We start from the raw sequence: 19,300 nt of genomic DNA, 5'->3' as shown, positions 1-19,300 counted from the left end.
TTATGCCTTGCTCTAATCGATTTTTCCTACGCAATTATCTGAACAACTACTCATCCAGAATGGTATAAATAGCCAGTCAATGCTGGCTATTTATACTTACTTGTCTTTTTAATTATTGAAATGGGCTTGGATCACCAGCGCCAATACGAACCACATTGATTTCATCGTCACTAAAATCAACCACGGTTGTTGGCTGTTCACCTAAATAACCACCATTCATAATTAAGTCCACGGCGTGCTCAAGCTGATCTCGGATCGCTTCTGGATCTGACTCTGCCATGTCATTACCTGGTAAAATCAATGTTGTCGACATTAGCGGTTCACCTAATGCTTCTAACAAATCAAGAGCGATCTTATTATCCGGTACACGCATACCTATTGTTTTACGCTTTGGATTCATAAGACGACGTGGAACTTCCTTAGTCCCTTTAAAGATAAAGGTATAAGCCCCCGGTGTATTGTTCTTCAGTAATCGGAAAATGCTATTGTCGACACGTGCATAAATTGATAACTCTGACAGATCTCGACATAACAATGTAAAGTTGTGCTTATCATCTAAACGACGGATCTGGCAAATACGCTCTAATGCTTGTTTATTCTCAAGCTGACAACCTAAAGCATAACCCGAGTCGGTTGGATAAATAACGACACCACCATCTCTAATGATGGCAACCGCTTGACTAATTAAGCGTGCTTGTGGGTTTTCTGGATGTACGTAAAAAAATTGGCTCATTATTCCTCCTGACGAGCAGGTCGTTGTTATTATTTAAGGATTAAGCCCTACTCAAACGTTGGTAAATCCCATTCTTGCCATACTGGAACTACCCCTTCAGGTAGCCATAAATTTCTTCCTAATTCTGTCCAAGGCGACGGATAATGAAAATCAGACCCTTGTGATGCCGCTAGTTCATATTGAATTGCATAATCTGCAAGAACTCGACGCTCTTGAACACCTTGTTGAGGTAGGGCAACTTCCATTGCATCCCCTTTTGCTTCAACAAATGCAGCTAATAATCGCTTCACCCATTTTGCGGTCAACTTATAACGACCTGGATGAGCAAGTACAGCTGTTCCTCCCGCGTTATGAATGACCTTAACGGCTTCTTCGATTGAACACCATTCTGGTGGAACATAGCCTATGTTATTGCGTGTTAAGAACTTTTTGAATACCGCTTGCATCGTTTTCGCATGGCCTTTGTCAACTAACCACTTGCCAAAATGAGCTCGGGTTAGTGAGCCTCCATCAGCCAGTGCCATTGCGCCTTCTAACGCCCCGACATAACCCGCTTTTTCAAGACGTTCTGCCATTTTTCGAGCGCGATCATCTCTACGTTGCGCTTGTTCTTCTATCAATGCAATTAATTCAGGGTGATTTACATCAATATTAAGGCCAACAACATGAATATCCTTGTTGCTCCATAATGTTGAAATTTCAATACCATCAATTAAATGCACTGGTAATGCTTTTTCTTTAATCGTTTGATGCGCTTCAGCTAATCCTGCAACGGTATCATGATCAGTAATAGCAAGTACTTTCACATCAAAAGTAACCGCTCTTTCTACTAATTCAGCAGGAGACATGCGTCCATCTGACGCTGTTGTGTGACTATGTAGGTCTATTTTCATAATAATTCTTGACTTTCACCTCTCGCACTAGTTTACTAGTACGCAGTTAAACGCTTTCTCACCAAATTTAATATTGGTCTTTGTTTTAATAGTAGGTACTTTATGTCACAGCTTAGCAAACAACAAGCATTCTTAAAAACTAGCGTGATGACAAAACGATGGTGGCACTACTTCGGGTAGTGTTTTTGTGCTGAATTAACGATTTTGACATAAAAATTATTACCCGTATTTAAGCGGGTTTTTTTATGCCTAAATGTACCAGCACCCTCAGTGATAGATGGAAATCTAAACAGTCAGTCATTCAGCTCTCACAAGTTTTAAGAAAAGAGTGGCAACAAAAGTGAAATATGCGACTATGAAAACCAATAAAAATGTAACATCAATTCAACGCATTAGCAGGGAGGCTGAAATGCAGTCAGTAATGTCCAATGATGGTCAACTAGAAGTGCTTTCCTTTGACGTTCCATACGTCTCTGATCCAACCCAACTTTATTCCACTCTATGTGAAAATAAAGAGATGAGCCTATTACTCGAAGGGGCAGAAGTTAACTCAAAACAAAACATTATAAGCTTGATGCTAATAGATGCAGCGGTACGAATTCATTGTTTTGATAAAGAAGTAACACTAGAAGCGTTAACAGCAAATGGAGAATCCTTATTACACTCCTTAGCTCAATCTATTCCTGCTTCTCTTATTGCCCTTTCTTCTAACTCTATATTGACATTACAGTTCCCAAATATTAATCAAGATCTGGATGAGGACAGCCGTTTACGAGAACTCTCCTCTTTTGATGCGTTACGGTTTATTCAAAATCAATTCAATGTAACTGGTTTACCCTCTAATGCACTCTTTTTAGGTGGACTATTTGCTTATGACTTAGTCGCTAACTTTGAAAACCTTGGTGAGGCAGAGACAACAAACAAATGCCCTGATTATGTATTTTATGTAGCCGAATCATTGTTAGTTATCGATCATCAAACGGAAACGTCAGTACTTCAAGGCTCATTGTTTAATGCTGATGCAACAATCAAAACAAACCTTTCTGCACGACTTACTGAAATTAAAGCGTTTTGCTCAGAGCCACATACCGTACCCGAAGCACCAACGCTAGAAAGCTGTGAAGCAATTCCAAGTGTCTCCGATGAAGATTTCTGTCAAACCGTATTAAATTTAAAAGAATTTGTAATTAAAGGCGATATTTTCCAAGTTGTTCCTTCTCGTCGATTCACACTTCCTTGTCCTGCGCCATTAGCGGCTTATCGTGAACTCAAAATCGGCAATCCAAGTCCTTATATGTTTTATCTGCAAGATCGTGATTTCACCCTATTTGGAGCATCGCCTGAATCTGCATTGAAATACGGTAAAGAAACAAACCAAGTTGAAATTTACCCAATCGCAGGCACTCGTCAACGCGGTAAAAACAGCGATGGCTCTATCAACCATGATTTAGACAGCCGCATTGAATTAGAACTGCGTTGTGATACCAAAGAAAACGCAGAGCACATGATGTTGGTTGACTTGGCTCGTAATGATGTCGCTCGTATTTCAGAAGCAGGCACTCGCTATGTGGCTGATTTATTAAAAGTCGACCGCTACAGCCATGTTATGCATCTGGTTTCTCGTGTTGTTGGTCAGCTTCGAGGGGATCTTGATGCCCTTCATGCTTACCAAGCGTGCATGAATATGGGGACATTGACTGGCGCACCAAAAATTCGTGCTATGCAGCTCATTCGTGACGTAGAAAAAACACGCCGAGGCACTTATGGTGGCGCTGTTGGTTACTTAACGGGGGATGGCAACATGGATACGTGTATTGTTATTCGTTCAGCCTATGTTGAAGATGGTATCGCTCAAGTTCAAGCCGGAGCTGGTGTGGTTTATGATTCCAACCCACAAGCTGAAGCTGATGAAACTCGTGGAAAAGCACAAGCGGTGATCTCTGCGATTCAAAAAGCACACTTAGCTCAACCAATAAATACTAAGGAGAATAACTAATGGCTCATATTGTATTGCTCGATAACTTTGACTCCTTTACTTATAACTTGGTTGATCAATTTCGCTCACTTGGTTACCCAGTCACTATTTATCGAAATAGTTTGTCAGCCGTAGCTTTTGAAGAAGCGGTAAATAAATTAGAAAATCCGGTAGTTGTACTATCTCCAGGACCAGGCGCGCCATCAAAAGCCGGCTGTATGCCTGAAGTCATTCAACGCTTAAAAGGCAAAGTACCTATGATTGGGATTTGTCTTGGTCATCAAGCGATTGTAGAAGCGTATGATGGGATAGTTGCAGGTGCTGGCGAAATCGTTCATGGTAAATCGGCAATGATGAGCCATAACCAACACGCTATTTTTGATGGGTTACCAAATCCACTCTCTATTGCCCGTTACCACTCTTTAGTGGCGACGAAAGTAACAGAGCAATTAACCATTACAGCAACCGTTGATGATTTAGTTATGGCGGTGATCCAAGAAGAAGATAAAGTGTGTGGATTCCAATTTCATCCTGAATCCATTTTAACGACGCAAGGCGCTGAGCTACTCATTAACACATTAAACTGGGCTTTAAATTTAGATTCAAGCCGTTCAGATAATAAAGAATAAGGATATTCGCATGGCTCAAATTGAAGCCATTTTTACTAAATTGTATGACCAAACTTCGCTTTCAGAAACAGAAAGCCAAGTTCTTTTTGATGCCATAATTAAAGGCGAGTTAGAGCCTATTCTACTTACCGCTGCCCTAACCTGTTTGAAAATCAAAGGTGAAACACCAAACGAAATTGCAGGTGCAGCAAAAGCACTGCTTGATAATGCCAATGAATTCCCTCGCCCTGATTACGATTTCGCCGACATTGTTGGTACAGGCGGTGACGGTTCAAATACGATAAATATTTCCACCACAGCGGCGTTTGTAGCAGCAGCCTGTGGATTAAAAATCGCAAAACACGGTAACCGTGGTGTTTCAAGTAAATCAGGATCTTCTGACTTATTAGATTCATTTGGTATTAATTTAGCCATGTCAGCAGAAGACACACGAAAAGCGGTTGATGATTTAGGTGTTGCCTTCTTATTTGCACCGCATTATCACGGTGGTGTTCGCCACGCGATGCCAATTCGTCAAACCATGAAAACACGCACCATCTTTAATATTCTTGGCCCTTTAATCAACCCTGCTCGTCCAAACATTGAGTTAATGGGTGTGTACGATGAGTCACTGGTTCGCCCAATAGCAGAAACCATGGTGAACATGGGAATGAAACGCGCAGCCGTTGTTTTTGGTTCTGGTTTAGATGAAGTCGCGATTCATGGTCCAACAACCGTTGCTGAAATCATTGACGGTAAAATCAAAGAATACACATTAACGCCTGAAGACTTTGGTTTAAACACACACCCGCTTGAAGCGATTAAAGGCGGAGAGCCAGAAGAAAACAAAGCGATTATTACCGATATTCTGACAGGTAAAGGAACCGACGCTCAATTAGGTGCCATTGCGGTTAACGTTGCGCTACTAATGCGTTTATTTGGCCATGAAGATTTAAAAACCAATGCACAAAAAGCAATCGATGCGATGAATTCAGGTAAAGCATTTGAGCTAGTTCAACAACTGGCTGCACGAGGATAAGAAAGATGACACAACAATTGTCTGAGCACATTTCAGTAGAAAATACCCAAATGGCCGAAGTGCTAGTAAAAATAGTTAAAGACAAAACCGTTTGGGTAGACGAGCGAAAAAAAACTCAACCACTCAATACGTTTAAAGATGGCCTGACCAATTCAGATCGCAGTTTTTACCAAGCATTAAAAACAGGAAAAACTGAGTTTATTCTTGAGTGTAAAAAAGCATCGCCATCAAAAGGATTAATCCGACAAAATTTCGATTTAGGTTACATCGCCTCTGTCTACAACAAACACGCCAGTGCGATTTCTGTGTTAACGGACGAAAAGTATTTTCAAGGCAGTTTTGATTTCTTACCAATTATTCGAGCCCAAGTTAATCAGCCTATTCTGTGCAAAGATTTTATGATTGATACATACCAAGTCTATTTAGCGCGTCATTACGGTGCCGATGCGATTCTACTGATGCTTTCTGTACTTAATGATGAAGAATACAGAGCGCTTGCTGCAGTTGCACACTCATTCAATATGGGCGTACTTACCGAAGTCAGTAATGAAGAAGAGTTACATAGAGCGGTCGCATTAGAAGCGCAAGTGATCGGAATTAACAACCGTAATCTACGTGATTTATCCACTGATTTGAACCGCACTAAAGAGCTTGCACCGCTACTGCCAAAAGACACAACCATTATTTCTGAGTCTGGTATCTATAATCATCAGCAAGTAAAAGATCTAGCTAAACACGCTACAGGCTTTTTAATTGGCAGCTCATTAATGGCAGAAGAGAACCTAGAACTAGCAGCACGAAAAGTGATCTTAGGTGAAAACAAAGTCTGTGGGCTTACTTCGGTTGAAGACGCAAAAGCAGTTTATGACTCGGGTTCCGTATATGGCGGGCTTATCTTTGTTGAGAAGTCACCGCGTTTTGTTTCATTAGAAACAGCCAAAGCCATCACTCAGGAAACTACATTGCATTATGTCGGCGTGTTCCAAAACGAGACTGTATCTACGGTTGCACAACGAGCACATGAGCTATCTCTTGCGGTGGTTCAGCTACATGGTTCTGAAAGTGAGGACTATATTGCAGAACTAAAACAACAGCTACCAACGGATTGCCAAGTGTGGAATGTTATTTCTGTGTCAGATGAGGCGCAAAGTATTTCCCTTCCGCAAAGTCTTGCTGATAAGGTATTGGTAGATTGTAAAGTGGGCTCTCAAGCCGGTGGTACTGGCATAAGTTTTGATTGGAACAAACTGCCACATCACGACATTATGCTCGCCGGTGGCTTATCACTAGAGAATACCAAACAAGCTGCGCAACTTGGCTGTTACGGATTAGATTTCAACTCTGGTGTCGAATCGGCTCCAGGTAAAAAAGATCACAAAAAATTACGCGCCGTATTTAGCGCATTACGAGATTATTAAGGAAAATATCATGGCAAAATTAGATGCCTACTTCGGCGAATATGGTGGTCAATACGTTCCACAAATCTTAGTTCCTGCTCTTGATCAATTAGAACAAGCATTCATTGATGCACAAGCAGATGACGATTTCCGCGCTGAGTTTATGACGTTACTGCAAGAATACGCAGGTCGTCCTACTGCCCTAACGCTTTGTCGTAACCTAACCAAGGGCACTAAAACGAAACTGTACCTAAAGCGTGAAGACTTACTGCACGGTGGCGCTCACAAAACTAACCAAGTATTAGGTCAGGCGCTACTTGCAAAACGCATGGGTAAAAACGAAATTATTGCAGAGACTGGTGCAGGCCAACACGGCGTTGCAACTGCACTTGCTTGTGCTCTGCTTGGCTTAAAGTGCCGTGTTTACATGGGCGCTAAAGATATTGAACGTCAAAGCCCAAATGTATTCCGTATGGAATTAATGGGCGCAACAGTGATCCCTGTTCATTCAGGTTCTTCAACGCTAAAAGATGCTTGTAATGAAGCACTACGTGACTGGTCTGCAACTTATGAAACTGCGCATTACCTATTAGGTACAGCCGCTGGCCCTCACCCATTCCCGACGATTGTGCGTGATTTCCAACGTATGATTGGTGAAGAAACAAAAATGCAGATCCTTGCACGTGAAGGTCGACTTCCTGACGCTGTAATCGCATGTGTAGGTGGCGGTTCAAATGCGATTGGTATGTTTGCTGATTTTATCGAAGAAGAAAGTGTGAAACTGATTGGTGTAGAACCTGCAGGTAAAGGTATTGATACCGACCAGCATGGTGCACCACTTAAACACGGAAAAACAGGCATCTTCTTTGGTATGAAAGCCCCACTAATGCAAGATGAACATGGCCAAATTGAAGAGTCTTATTCTGTTTCTGCAGGGCTTGATTTCCCATCGGTTGGCCCACAACACGCGCATTTAAATGCCATTGGTCGTGCTGAATATGGTTCAGTCACTGATGATGAAGCACTAGAGGCATTCCAAACCTTAGCAAAAGACGAAGGTATTATTCCTGCATTAGAATCATCTCACGCTCTGGCTTATGCACTTCAACTAGCGCATGCTGAACCAGAAAAAGAGCAGTTGTTAGTTGTTAACCTATCAGGCCGTGGTGACAAAGACATCTTCACTGTTCATGACATTCTAAAAGAAAAGGGAGAAATCTAATGGATCGTTATCAAGACCTATTTGCTAAATTAGCAAACAAAAACCAAGGTGCCTTTGTTCCTTTTGTAACCATTGGCGATCCAAACCCTGAGCTTTCTTATCAGATCATGGAAACCTTAATTGAAGCAGGTGCCGATGCTCTTGAACTAGGTATTCCGTTTTCTGACCCCTTAGCAGATGGCCCTACTATTCAAGGCGCAAACATTCGAGCATTAGACAGTAAAACAACACCTGCCGTTTGTTTTGAGTTAATAGCTAAAATCCGCGCTAAATACCCTGAAACGCCAATTGGCCTATTGGTTTACGCTAACCTTGTGTTCGCAAATGGCATCGATACTTTCTATGCTAAATGCCAACAAGCCGGTGTAGATTCCGTGTTAATCGCAGATGTACCAACCAATGAGTCTGAAGAATTTAGAGCAAGTGCACTCAAGCATAATGTTCATCCAATCTTTATCGCACCACCATCAGCATCAGATGAAACGCTAGAGACCGTTGCTAAATTAGGTGGCGGCTACACTTACCTTCTTTCTCGTGCAGGTGTTACAGGTGCAGAAACTAAAGCAGGTATGCCTGTTGCTCAACTATTGGAACGCTTAAACCAATTTGATGCTCCTCCTGCCATTCTTGGTTTTGGTATTTCAGAGCCGGCACAAGTTGAAGAAGCAATTAAGGCGGGTGCAGCAGGCGCAATATCAGGCTCAGCAACGGTAAAAATAATTGAGCAATACCAAGATAACTCTACGGTATTACTTGAAGCCCTATCTTCTTTTACTACCGCAATGAAACTTGCTACACAAAAATAACATTTACCTTTAATACCATTTTTATGTAGATTGGTATAACCCCTTCCTAAAAGAGCTCATTATGAGCTCTTTTTTATCTACAATCAAAATACGCCTCTAATACCAATCGTAGTAAATAACTGATCATCCTAGCTAGTTAAAATACTCGATAACTGCGTTGAAATTTTTGATTGTAGAATAACTACTTATCGAAAAATTTCGCCTTGTTCTCAAGCATTTTTCCTTCGCTATTTCTGATCACTTACTTACTGCGATTGGTATAATACGTTAATTGTCAATTAATAAAATAGAATAAAAACCTTAAAGCAATCGCTTGCCAACCAATGAAGGATACAAAAAAAACACAAAAACATTCATATAATGAAATCTATTTGATAAAATTGTTGATAGATGTAAATTTTACGTGTACAACAGCTACCGATATATTTAACTAACGAATTACTTAGTAATAAGAGATATAAACTACCTCTTATTGCAAAAATAACGCAGAGGTAAATAAAGTGTTACTACAGAAAGGACTTCTCAACAATATCGGTGTTCAAGTCGTTATTGCGATGATCGTAGGTACAATGGTTGGTGCAACAATGGGCCAATCTGCTGCTATGTTCGCCCCACTAGGAACAATCTTCATTAACCTAATCAAAATGCTGGTTATCCCATTGGTTGCAGTCGCTCTAATCTCTGGTGCTGCTGGGCTAGGTAATAGCAGTAATGCAGGCAAAGTTGGTTTAACGACTTTAGGTTACTTTGGTATCACTTCAGCACTTGCTGTCGCACTTGCACTGTTCATGGGTGAAATTTTTGAGCCGGGTAAAGGCATTGATGTTTCTGGCGTTGAAGGTATGTTCTCTACAGCTTACGCCTCTAAAGGTGAGTTACCTACTTTCTGGGCGACCATCACAGGCATGATCCCAACCAACGTTTTCCAATCATTAAATGAAGCAAACATTCTTCAGATCCTCGTTTTCTGCTTATTTTTTGGTATTGGTCTTTCTAAATTAGAAAAAAAACGCCGCGAACCAATGATCAATGGTGTTAACGCTATTGTTGATGTAATGGTTTGGATGATCAATATAATCAAAAGAAAAACACCGCATATGAAAATTTGAAGTCAACCCATTGTTATAAATGGAAAAACAAAAGGGTTTTAATATGAAAACTCTTCTCTTTTTGTGTTTGTAAAGCCCCCTTTCAAGATTCAATTAACCCCAACCCAGAAAGCAAAAAACCACTCGTCTGAGTGGTTTTGATATGATTCAGTTGCTCTTGGTTGCCGACATACTAAGCTGCTTTTTGAACTAACTCTTTCAAGAGTTGTTCAGATGAACCCTCTTTTCGGAACTGTATAGCCAAATGATAATCAACCAAATGGCATACTTTCTTACCGTTAATATTCAGAAAGATCGGAAGCTTGTATTGCACCTTACTCATAGAGAATAACCTCTTTTGACCTTAAACGGTGCATTACCAATTTTTTAATGCTTACAGTGTTCCCTACACGTAATTTATGGCTATCCTGCCAATGACACTTGCCCTCAGACAAACAGGTAAGTCGGACAATCACAAGAGCGAAAGTATTGTTTCACAACCTGCTGTAAAACAAAACAAGATTATTATTAATCTTCGCATCATTTAAATGCTCTTTTTCGTTGATAGCACCAACAACAAAGTAAGTTTTTAAACCTTTGGTCGATAAGCGATAATATTCACAGTCCCTTTACCTTTATATTTTTTCATATCAAACTCATCTTTAAGGAGTGCTATTACCTCTGGCAATTTTGATACTCCATAGCTACGTGGATCAAAATCAGGTTTTGTTCTTTTTACAAATCCCCCTGTTGAAGCTACGTTTGCCCAACCAGTATCATCTTGAAATCGTTCCCATGCTTTGTTTAATAAAGAAATCAATGACACAAGTTGTTCCTGATTTTCATCATTTGTATTAGTATCTTTTACCTCAGATTCACATCCTAAATTTTCTATAAAAATAAAATCATCACAAGCATTTCTGAAAGAGATTGGTGTCTTGCTTTCCCCTACTCCAAAAACAAAAATATCAGATTCTCGTAGGCGAGAGGCCAACTTTGTGAAATCACTATCACTTGATACAATAGCAAACGCATCAAATTTATCAGAATATAGCAAATCCATTGCATCTATGATCAGATATGCATCTGTGGAATTTTTTCCCTGAGTGTAGGCAAACTGTTGAATTGGTTGGATAGCAAGTTCGTTGAGCGGTTTTTTCCAATTTTTTAAGTAATCACTCGACCAATCCCCATATGCCCGTTTAATAGCCATATGACCATGTGCTGATATTTCATCAAGAATCATATGTAGTTTTGAATGCTGGGTGTTATCAGCATCTATTAACACTGCAATCTTTTTATGCTCATCTAAATCTTTCATAACCAACCTCTATACAATGATTTTATAAATGCCATATTCCTTAACAGTTGATGCTTATTAAGTGCAAGGACCTTGGAAAGCGAATAAACGTGATGTTTGATTATCAAGTTCAAATTCTGAACAAATCAAGTAATCTGAACCGCCAAAATACTCAATCATTGCAACAGGGCATTCTATTGGTTTTGCAGAAGTTAACTCTAACGAGGCTTTTGACAATGACCCATCTGACCCAATCTTTAACCCATTATTTGTGTATATACTATTCTCATCTGCACCAATAACCATACTGTTCGCTGGGACAGAAATCTCTTTTAGAATCTTGTCATCATCTGCAAACTCAACGACAACATCCGTACCCTTCAGAAAGCCATTTGAATTTAAGCTTGGTAATGTTGAAACTTTCTCCTGTTTCATCCACCCACAAGGTCCGTCAAAATAACCTTCTTTATTCCAGTATTCTTCTGTATGTTGTTCAGTGATTATTGGTTCATCTTCACTTGAAACCCATGTATCGACTGAATAAGAACAACCTACCAAGAATGAAGAAAACAACATTAAAAATACATATCTATTCATTGAATAACCTATTGAGGAAGCAAATCCACGTATAAATTTACCGATTTAGTAGCCAATAAACTGTGAGAGTAAACATGTTTTCAGAAAGTGTAATTGATAACTTTAACTAATAACAAAATAGTGAATACAAAAGAACCTCAGACTTTCATCACCACTGTCTTTTAACTTCCATACAGTCATTTACGGCTTCTGAAATTGATCTGCCGTTACCTTGGCATACTTCGTAATTAAACCATCACAAACCCTTTCTCAGAGACTAACTTAAATAACCGATAATAGCGTATTATTATATGATGAAGACAAAGTTTCATTCTCGAAACTTATAGTTAACTACTTAATACATGTAAGATTTATAATGACATTTAATAATTCCAAGTATAAAATTACGCCAATACTCATACATATCGAGACCATAAAACAATTATAAAACATCACAAGTAACGGCTCAATGACAACTTCAAAATTAACATTCACCCCTCAAATAAACGACAAAAAACTTACTGGGGTATATATAAGTTCGCTTAACGAAGGGAACAATATCGATGTCACCTCATTTAATTCAATTTTAGATGAATTAAATGCACAAGAAGAAAAAGTAAGTATAACAATCAAGGTTGACTTGTCGATGATGTTAGATAGTGACTTTATTTCTTCATTATCCAAGAAAAACTACTCTAACCCAATCTATTTAGAATTTGAAATTCCTAATAACATTAATAAGATTTTATTAGAACAAATAGATGTAAATATTAAAAGAATGAAAGATATTGGTATTTTTTCATCATTACATTACTCAGAGTACAATCGTTTACAGATTGAGCTAATCTCTTCATTGAGTCTCGACCAAATTAATTTCGCCTCAAACCTCATTGATGAAATCGACCAAAAATATTTCAAATACAAGTACTTAAAATATTTAAATGATATTGCAATATCATTTGGAATAAAAAAAATAACGTTTAATGGTGTCAACACTCAAAAGTTGCGTGAATTAACTCTTTTAATCAACGAAAACAGTAGCGTTCAAGGTTCAATTTATAAAAATAGCAATAGCTTACACTCAATAATTGATAATTACACGCCGAGTTCTAAAGAAATAGATTCGAACAACAATAACGACTCTGAATGGTTGATTTACAATTACATAAAATCCAACCATCAGTCTAAAGTTTTAAATAATATAATACCATTATTGCCTGCTTATAATATAAATGGCAATGAGCAAAAAATACTGAAAAACTTGATGACATACCATCATGCAGACAAGACCGAGATACAGTTTTTTATTTTTAATGTTTTAAAAAATAGTGAACGAATATTCGCTCTAAGAAATTCAGATGGTGTAGTACTATTTGAAAACAAAAGTCATGAAAATTTCTTTGGTCGTTCTTTGATAGGAGTACCTGTAAAAGACGTTATTAGTATTGTCCCCGATTATTCTCTTTGCATAGATGATGACAAACATTTACTAAATTCTGCTGAAATGTTTTCAGTAAAAAAAGAAATAGTTAATAATCAACTATACTTTACCATTAGACAAAAAGTTTTATTAGAAAACAAAGTGTATATTTCTGTTACTGTTTATGAAGAAAACAAAGGCTTATTTATTGGAAAAGATAATCTAACTGGATGTAGAAGCAGAGACTGTATAAAAGGTATAGAAAAAAGCTTTTTCTACGAAAATAAAGTTTTAGCATTCATTGACTTAAATGGATTTAAAAAAATCAATGATGGTTATGGTCATGATATAGGTGATAGTGTTCTTGTTGAATTTAGTGAGATAATGCAAAGTCATATAAGATCAGATACACAAGAAGATATCATTGTTCGATATGGTGGTGATGAGTTTATAATTTTTTTCAACACGAACGATTTGGAACAAATAAATATTAAACTAAAACAAATAAATCAATATGTAAAAAATCACTTTGATAAAAAAGGGTTTAGATTATCATTCTCTTATGGTTTGTCCATTAACTTAAAAAATAACGTTGATAATGCAATAAAAATAGCTGACCAATCAATGTATATCGAAAAACGTTTGTTCAAAGAAGATTGACATAGAATTCACGTTCAGTCTACTAATGCAAATTTAACTTTAGAGTTAAAATAGTTAAAGAGTTATTTCAATGATTAATGATGCTGCAGAAAATTTAATTTACATTATGGAGAATAAAATCAATGAAATCAGAACTGACCTATTGAATATTAAAGACAAAAAAGTAATTGATGAATTGATAAATGACATAAAACCACAGATACTAAACTTATATATAGAATTCGATGGTGTTGATGAAGAAAAACTTGAACACATAAGAAATTTAAAAAAAGAGTACTTGCTACTATTAAGCTTATATGAGAGATAAAATGAACATAAAAAATAAATTATACTTGATACTTTCCATTACGGTTATTTCTTTGCTTGTTTCTTTTTCAGTACTATATTTTTCATTGGAAAAAACGAAAGAAAACAAAGATTATCTAATAGACCAAATAATTGGTTCTTATCGTTCAATTAGTAATATAGAAAACTTATTAAATGAAAAAAGAAGATATGAACTATTGGCTATAAACAATATAAATAAAACCACAAACTCAAATGTTGCTAATGAATTAACCAATTCATTAAAATTAGAATTCAACGTTTACGAAAAATATGATGCTAACGATGAAGACATTCGCACATTAAATTCACTGAAAAATCAAGTATTAGAATACGACAACAAGATTAAAAACTTATTACAGACTTATACTGAGGAGGGATATAAAGATTCGTTGACCTCACTCACTACAATTTTCAAAAGCACTGATAGATTGAAAGAAATCAATGAAATTTACATTACCGATTTTAACAAAAAATTTGAAAATGACATTCAATATTATGAATATCTTTCATTGTTAATTTATTTTTTGATTATAATTTTAGTTTCATTCCTAATAATTCAGTCTATAAGAAGTATTGTTACTCGACTAAATATAATTAATAGTTCAGTAAAAGAGTTTACTAACTTAAACATTGCTGAAGGTGAATTATGTGACTTTATTCGCAGCGATAAATTCAAAAAAGATGAAATAGGAACTTTAATGAATTTGTTAAAGGATTTTAGGATTGAAATTTGTGGCTTAATAGAGCTAACTAAAACTACTTGCAATGCAACGTCTGAAAAACTACAAACCTTCAACAATCAGGTGAATAACAATGCTAAATCAATGCAAGTCGCACAAGATAACATGAATCAATTGGTTACAGCGATAAATGAAATTGCTGCAACAGCAGAAGAAACGTCTAATAATATTTCAATGTCATCAGAATTAACAAATAATTCTCTTGCCACATCAGAAATCACTCAATCGTTCGTAGAAAAAACTTCAAGCAACATTTTAAATACGAATAACAAACTTGAAGCTTCAAATCAAGTAGTTCAGCAATTACAAGATGATTCAGAACGAATTTCATCAGTATTAGAAATGATAAGCACCATTGCAGATCAAACAAATTTACTCGCTCTAAATGCGGCAATTGAAGCAGCAAGAGCAGGAGAACAAGGTAGAGGATTTGCTGTCGTTGCGGATGAAGTAAGAATGTTGGCTCAGAAAACTCAAGAATCTACTTCAAACATTGAAGAAATAATAACTCAATTACAAAATAGAGCAAACGCTGTAAAATCAGAAGTACATAGTTGTTTTGAATTGATGGATTCTTGTATAGATTCATCAACAGAAGCGTTAAAAAACATGGAAGAAGTAAGCTCTAATATTTCAAAATTGAATGAAATGGAAGTACAGGTCGCAACTGCTGCCGAAGAACAGACATGTGTCATTAATGAAATAAACGTAAATGCGGTAAACATCAGCGATATCACATCATCAAGTTATGAAGTATCTAATGATTTAACAATTCAAATTATCGATATCAACAACGAAATGACCCAACTGAATGAAATGTTAATGAAATTCAAAACAGCGCATTGATAAGTCATCTCAACTAAGTTATTATAGATCGTATTATTATTAATCAAAAACCTTAGTCCCTACTTCGCTAAGGTTTTTTAAGGCAACATATGAAAAACAAAGGCTTTACACTTATCGAATTAGTGGTCGTAATTGTCGTCCTTGGAATTCTCGCCGTTACTGCAATGCCGAGATTTTTAAATCTACAAAGTGACAGCAGAAAAGCAACTCTTGCTGCTACCAAAGGTACATTGGAAAGTGCATTTCAGATTTTTTCAGCTAAAGCCCAAGTTCCATCCGCTGATATTAAATTGAATGACAAAGGAGAGAAAATACTTACATTAAATGGATTTGAATTTGGACTTACGGATGACTTTTATCCAATTCTACCTATATTTCCATCAATAAAAAGTTTAGAACCATTATTATCAATTGTAAATTTAGATGTGAGTCTGGATGACAAAAGTGATGGACTAATTTATACATGGGACCATAATGGAGGAATTATTCTTCACTATGGGATAACTGATTTCAGTGATAGCCGCTGTTTTATTTCATACGCACCAGATAAATTTCATAATAATGACATATCATCTAATTCGAGAACTGATGGGTATTTTTATGTTCTCGATGATGGCTGTTAATTTTTAATTAAGATTAAAACGTACTTGATAAATAAACTCATATGGTACGTTTTCTTTTTTTATCTTGATACATCAACTTATCAACAATATTTAGCGTATTTTCAAGATTTATAGAGTATCGATGGTATCCGTAAGAAAATCCTAAATCAACATAATGGCTAAAAAAGTCAGTGAATTTATTTCTTATGACTTCGACCTTTTCATCGAAGTTAATCTGATTGTCATGAGTATCTACTATAACTAAAAATTCGTCCCCTCCTAATCTGATGATATGATCTTGGTTCTTCCTGAATGAATCTTTCAATATATTTGAAAAGTTCACTAAAATTTGATCACCTACTAAATGACCATAAACATCATTTATTATTTTAAAATTATTTAGATCGATGTAAATAAATACATCTGAATTTTTAAAATCTAAACGTGTAAATATCTTTCTATTATGTAACCCAGTCAACTCATCTGTAACTGCTTGTATTTCATAATTTTTGGTTTCATTGTATAGCTTTGTGATATCTTTTCCTTGAGTGAATATATACACTTTTCCCTGATACTCACATTTGAACTTCATAATATCAAAGTATAAAACAACATCATCTTCAATAAATTTGATAATTTTGTTATTGGTATTGATATCATACATATAGCTTATAGTTAAATCATGACATTCTTGAAAAACTTCAGCTACATTAGGGTCTAAGTCCTTTGCAATTTCTTCATTTGTCAGTCCAATAACATCAATGTCTGTAAATTTTCTAATCCATGTTTTAAACGTTTCATTCAGATAGACTAACCTATGTTCTTCATCTCTGATAGATAAGAACCCAGGAAAAGACGTCATAAAAAGATCATACAAACCACAAAAATCCGCATCAGATTCATTAAACATAAATCAACCTACAATAATTTTTAAACACATTATTTGAAAAACTCATCATCAAAAATCACTTTTTTTGAAAAATCTTTTTTGCCAAATTACCTATAGTAATAGCAACATCGTCATCATAAATTAGTTTGTTAACATCATTATTTTTAACAAAACAATTCAATTCTGAACTATAAATACTACCTTCTGATGATATGTTATTACTCATAAAATTAAAAACATGTTTATACAGTTCCTCAACTTCTCTCTCAACACCTAATATTACCGTTTCACTAAACTTGTTTTTATATTTGATTTTTAATTCCGATAATTTCATTGGCTTTTCTAAATAGTAACCTTGAATTATAGCGTTAGGATTAATCAATTTTATCAATTCAAATTGCTTGATGTTTTCTACTTGCTCAAAAACGACTAATGCATCTAAAAGATCTACAATCATAGAGTTGATATGATTAAGCAGTTTGAGTTTTAACTTCTTGGATTCTATACCTTTGATTAATGCTCCGTCTATTTTCACTTTATCTACTGGAACATGAACTAAACTTTCACTGTTGGAAAACTGTTGTCCAAAATCATCTATCGCAATTTGAATTCCAAAAGTTCTTAAATAGCGCATATAAAAAAATGTTAACGAGTCAAATTGATAAGATTCATACTCTATGATTTCAAGAACTATTCTCGTACTGGTTTTCATCCTGAGCATTACGCATAAATGGATAAAATCATAATGATTTAAACTACTTGGGTGGACATTGATATGAACCTCTTTAATATATGAATGGGATTGAACATCTGAAATTACAGCTTGTATCACGTCTTTGTCCAGCTGTAATGTGCTAATGTAAGATCCGATAAAAGATATAATACTTAAAGAGCTATCGACTGGACGTAGTAATGCCTCTACTGCTACGATTCTATCATTTTGAAATAATGGCTGATATACCATGTAAAAGTTATTTGACATTTAATTTCCACAACAAATACGCTTTATTATTTTACATTATTTACATGAGCTTTAAGCGGAAATTTATTTATCGTCTCTATGAAGTTTTTCGATTGATAAGAAATAGAAAATTGCTCGTAAACCGTTTAAAAATTCATCATGTAATCAAAACATAGCTATACATAAAGATATGCAACGTCGGATTTTTAGAGCCGATCTTTTCTTACCAGCAATGAACTTGCTAATTCAATTGAAACCAGCGTAGTAATGCTTGAAGAGCTTGAATATAGGAACCAATAAAAAGTTGGTGGTGATACTTACACCGTACCAAAAACTATGGTTTATTGAGGAATTGATCTGTAAGTATATTTGAAAAGAAAACGAGTGATAATGATCACTCGCTTTCTTTTATGTGAAACTTTCAAATGTCCCTTTTAAAATCTCAATTGTTGCATTTGCATTAAAGAGTGCAGCACAGCCAATCAAACCAAGAATCACTTTGAATGCGTCAGTTTTCTGATTATGTGATTCGCTACTTTTCTTCATGTAAACCATAATGTTGATGAACCAGATGAATCCGAGCAATTGAAGCGTATAGAACGCAGATTCTATCCACTTTGAAACAGATTTTTGTTCCTCAGAATCAAGTTTTGCTTTAAGTTCTGGTGATAAAAAGTCAGCTCCCTCACCTTTCCAGCAATTTGATGAAATTTCCGTTGCACTATCAACACTCTCTTCTAACCCGAAACAAAAACCAGCGTCATCTCCAATGAATGACAGACTGAATGATGCAATCATTTGTGAATAGCTCATCAAAACTGAACCTACAAACAGAAATACAAATGGCGTTGAGCCGACTCTGCTTTGGTTTTGATTATCTCCATAGTCTTTCAGCTTTTTAAGCCCAAAAAATATTGATGACAAACCGATCAAAACAGCGACCCAAGTCGCAACAGAGTATGCACTTGCGACTAACTGATCATAGCTTGATGTTTCAGCAGCAAAGCTAAAACCAAACATTGTTGTTATAAATAAAATTTTTCCTTTCATAATTTTTAAGTTCCTTGTTTATATAAACATTGAACCACAGAATAAAAATCATTCAATTTATGAAAAGATTTGTAAGACTGAAAATGCTTTACTTAAAAGAAAAACTTAATGAAAAAAGTTTTTTAAAAGGTGAAAAATGTATAGCAAAAAAAGCATAACAACAGAAAT

At 36.0% G+C, this 19,300-nt stretch carries 18 protein-coding genes; 11 read left to right on the top strand and 7 right to left on the bottom strand.

The window, feature by feature from the left end; genetic code table 11:
• Positions 1–112: 112 nt before the first annotated feature.
• Both PVK70_RS13860 and rnm read right to left on the bottom strand, forming a co-directional pair.
• The gene (locus PVK70_RS13860; RefSeq protein ID WP_130048615.1) at positions 113–733 is read right to left on the bottom strand and encodes an L-threonylcarbamoyladenylate synthase; all 621 of its coding nucleotides are present in this window, start codon (positions 731–733) and stop codon (positions 113–115) included.
• Between the two features lie 47 nt (positions 734–780).
• Positions 781–1,626, bottom strand: coding sequence for an RNase RNM (gene rnm, locus PVK70_RS13855; protein WP_130048614.1), 846 nt, complete (start codon positions 1,624–1,626; stop codon positions 781–783).
• Positions 1,627–2,035: 409 nt separating this feature from the next.
• Here rnm and PVK70_RS13850 point away from each other — a divergent pair, with 409 nt between their 5' ends.
• The 7 genes from PVK70_RS13850 (at position 2,036) to PVK70_RS13820 (ending at position 9,782) form a co-directional block, all read left to right on the top strand.
• Positions 2,036–3,622 carry an anthranilate synthase component 1 gene (locus PVK70_RS13850; protein WP_422836527.1) on the top strand — a complete coding sequence of 529 codons (1,587 nt, stop codon included), beginning with the start codon at positions 2,036–2,038 and terminating at the stop codon, positions 3,620–3,622.
• Positions 3,622–4,230 (top strand): aminodeoxychorismate/anthranilate synthase component II, encoded by a 609-nt coding sequence (locus tag PVK70_RS13845; protein WP_130048612.1) that lies wholly within the window; start codon positions 3,622–3,624, stop codon positions 4,228–4,230. Before PVK70_RS13850 ends, PVK70_RS13845 begins: the two co-directional genes overlap by 1 nt.
• Before the next feature lie 19 nt (positions 4,231–4,249).
• Positions 4,250–5,248, top strand: a complete 999-nt coding sequence (trpD, locus tag PVK70_RS13840; RefSeq protein ID WP_422836528.1) for an anthranilate phosphoribosyltransferase — start codon at positions 4,250–4,252, stop codon at positions 5,246–5,248.
• 5 nt (positions 5,249–5,253) lie between these two features.
• Positions 5,254–6,666, top strand: a complete 1,413-nt coding sequence (gene trpCF / locus PVK70_RS13835; protein ID WP_130048610.1) for a bifunctional indole-3-glycerol-phosphate synthase TrpC/phosphoribosylanthranilate isomerase TrpF — start codon at positions 5,254–5,256, stop codon at positions 6,664–6,666.
• Between the two features lie 10 nt (positions 6,667–6,676).
• Entirely contained in the window at positions 6,677–7,867 is a 1,191-nt protein-coding gene (gene trpB, locus PVK70_RS13830; protein ID WP_130048609.1) for a tryptophan synthase subunit beta, read from the top strand.
• On the top strand, positions 7,867–8,673 hold the full coding sequence (gene trpA, locus PVK70_RS13825) for a tryptophan synthase subunit alpha (protein WP_130048608.1): 807 nt from the start codon (positions 7,867–7,869) through the stop codon (positions 8,671–8,673). Before trpB ends, trpA begins: the two co-directional genes overlap by 1 nt.
• A 500-nt stretch (positions 8,674–9,173) precedes the next feature.
• Positions 9,174–9,782: a dicarboxylate/amino acid:cation symporter gene (locus PVK70_RS13820; protein WP_274441568.1), complete on the top strand. Its 609-nt coding sequence runs from the start codon at positions 9,174–9,176 to the stop codon at positions 9,780–9,782.
• A 568-nt stretch (positions 9,783–10,350) separates the two neighbouring features.
• Here PVK70_RS13820 and PVK70_RS13815 read toward each other — a convergent pair.
• Both PVK70_RS13815 and PVK70_RS13810 read right to left on the bottom strand, forming a co-directional pair.
• Positions 10,351–11,082, bottom strand: a complete 732-nt coding sequence (locus tag PVK70_RS13815; protein ID WP_130043380.1) for an NYN domain-containing protein — start codon at positions 11,080–11,082, stop codon at positions 10,351–10,353.
• Between the two features lie 57 nt (positions 11,083–11,139).
• Positions 11,140–11,658 carry a hypothetical protein gene (locus PVK70_RS13810; protein WP_130043379.1) on the bottom strand — a complete coding sequence of 173 codons (519 nt, stop codon included), beginning with the start codon at positions 11,656–11,658 and terminating at the stop codon, positions 11,140–11,142.
• A 448-nt stretch (positions 11,659–12,106) separates the two neighbouring features.
• On the opposite strand from PVK70_RS13810, the gene PVK70_RS13805 reads away from it, so the two are divergent.
• The 4 genes from PVK70_RS13805 (at position 12,107) to PVK70_RS13790 (ending at position 16,253) form a co-directional block, all read left to right on the top strand.
• Complete coding sequence (locus PVK70_RS13805; RefSeq protein ID WP_130043378.1) at positions 12,107–13,717, top strand: GGDEF domain-containing protein; 1,611 nt, start codon at positions 12,107–12,109, stop codon at positions 13,715–13,717.
• A gap of 70 nt (positions 13,718–13,787) precedes the next feature.
• Positions 13,788–14,024, top strand: coding sequence for a hypothetical protein (locus PVK70_RS13800; protein WP_130043377.1), 237 nt, complete (start codon positions 13,788–13,790; stop codon positions 14,022–14,024).
• Position 14,025: 1 nt separating this feature from the next.
• Positions 14,026–15,630, top strand: a complete 1,605-nt coding sequence (locus PVK70_RS13795) for a methyl-accepting chemotaxis protein (RefSeq protein ID WP_130043376.1) — start codon at positions 14,026–14,028, stop codon at positions 15,628–15,630.
• Positions 15,631–15,719: 89 nt separating this feature from the next.
• Entirely contained in the window at positions 15,720–16,253 is a 534-nt protein-coding gene (locus PVK70_RS13790) for a prepilin-type N-terminal cleavage/methylation domain-containing protein (RefSeq protein WP_274419585.1), read from the top strand.
• Positions 16,254–16,290: 37 nt separating this feature from the next.
• On the opposite strand, the gene PVK70_RS13785 is transcribed toward PVK70_RS13790, so the two are convergent.
• The 3 genes from PVK70_RS13785 to PVK70_RS13775 all read right to left on the bottom strand — a co-directional run bounded on the left by PVK70_RS13785 (position 16,291) and on the right by PVK70_RS13775 (position 19,132).
• Positions 16,291–17,142 (bottom strand): GGDEF domain-containing protein, encoded by an 852-nt coding sequence (locus PVK70_RS13785; RefSeq protein ID WP_130043375.1) that lies wholly within the window; start codon positions 17,140–17,142, stop codon positions 16,291–16,293.
• A 55-nt stretch (positions 17,143–17,197) separates the two neighbouring features.
• Complete coding sequence (locus tag PVK70_RS13780; protein WP_130043374.1) at positions 17,198–18,103, bottom strand: EAL domain-containing protein; 906 nt, start codon at positions 18,101–18,103, stop codon at positions 17,198–17,200.
• A gap of 387 nt (positions 18,104–18,490) precedes the next feature.
• On the bottom strand, positions 18,491–19,132 hold the full coding sequence (locus tag PVK70_RS13775; RefSeq protein WP_130043373.1) for a hypothetical protein: 642 nt from the start codon (positions 19,130–19,132) through the stop codon (positions 18,491–18,493).
• Positions 19,133–19,300 lie beyond the last annotated feature (168 nt).

Source organism: Aliivibrio sp. A6, from assembly GCF_028765505.1.
In the GTDB taxonomy this organism is placed as follows: domain Bacteria; phylum Pseudomonadota; class Gammaproteobacteria; order Enterobacterales; family Vibrionaceae; genus Aliivibrio; species Aliivibrio finisterrensis_A.
This window is presented reverse-complemented; position numbering and strand designations above follow the sequence as displayed.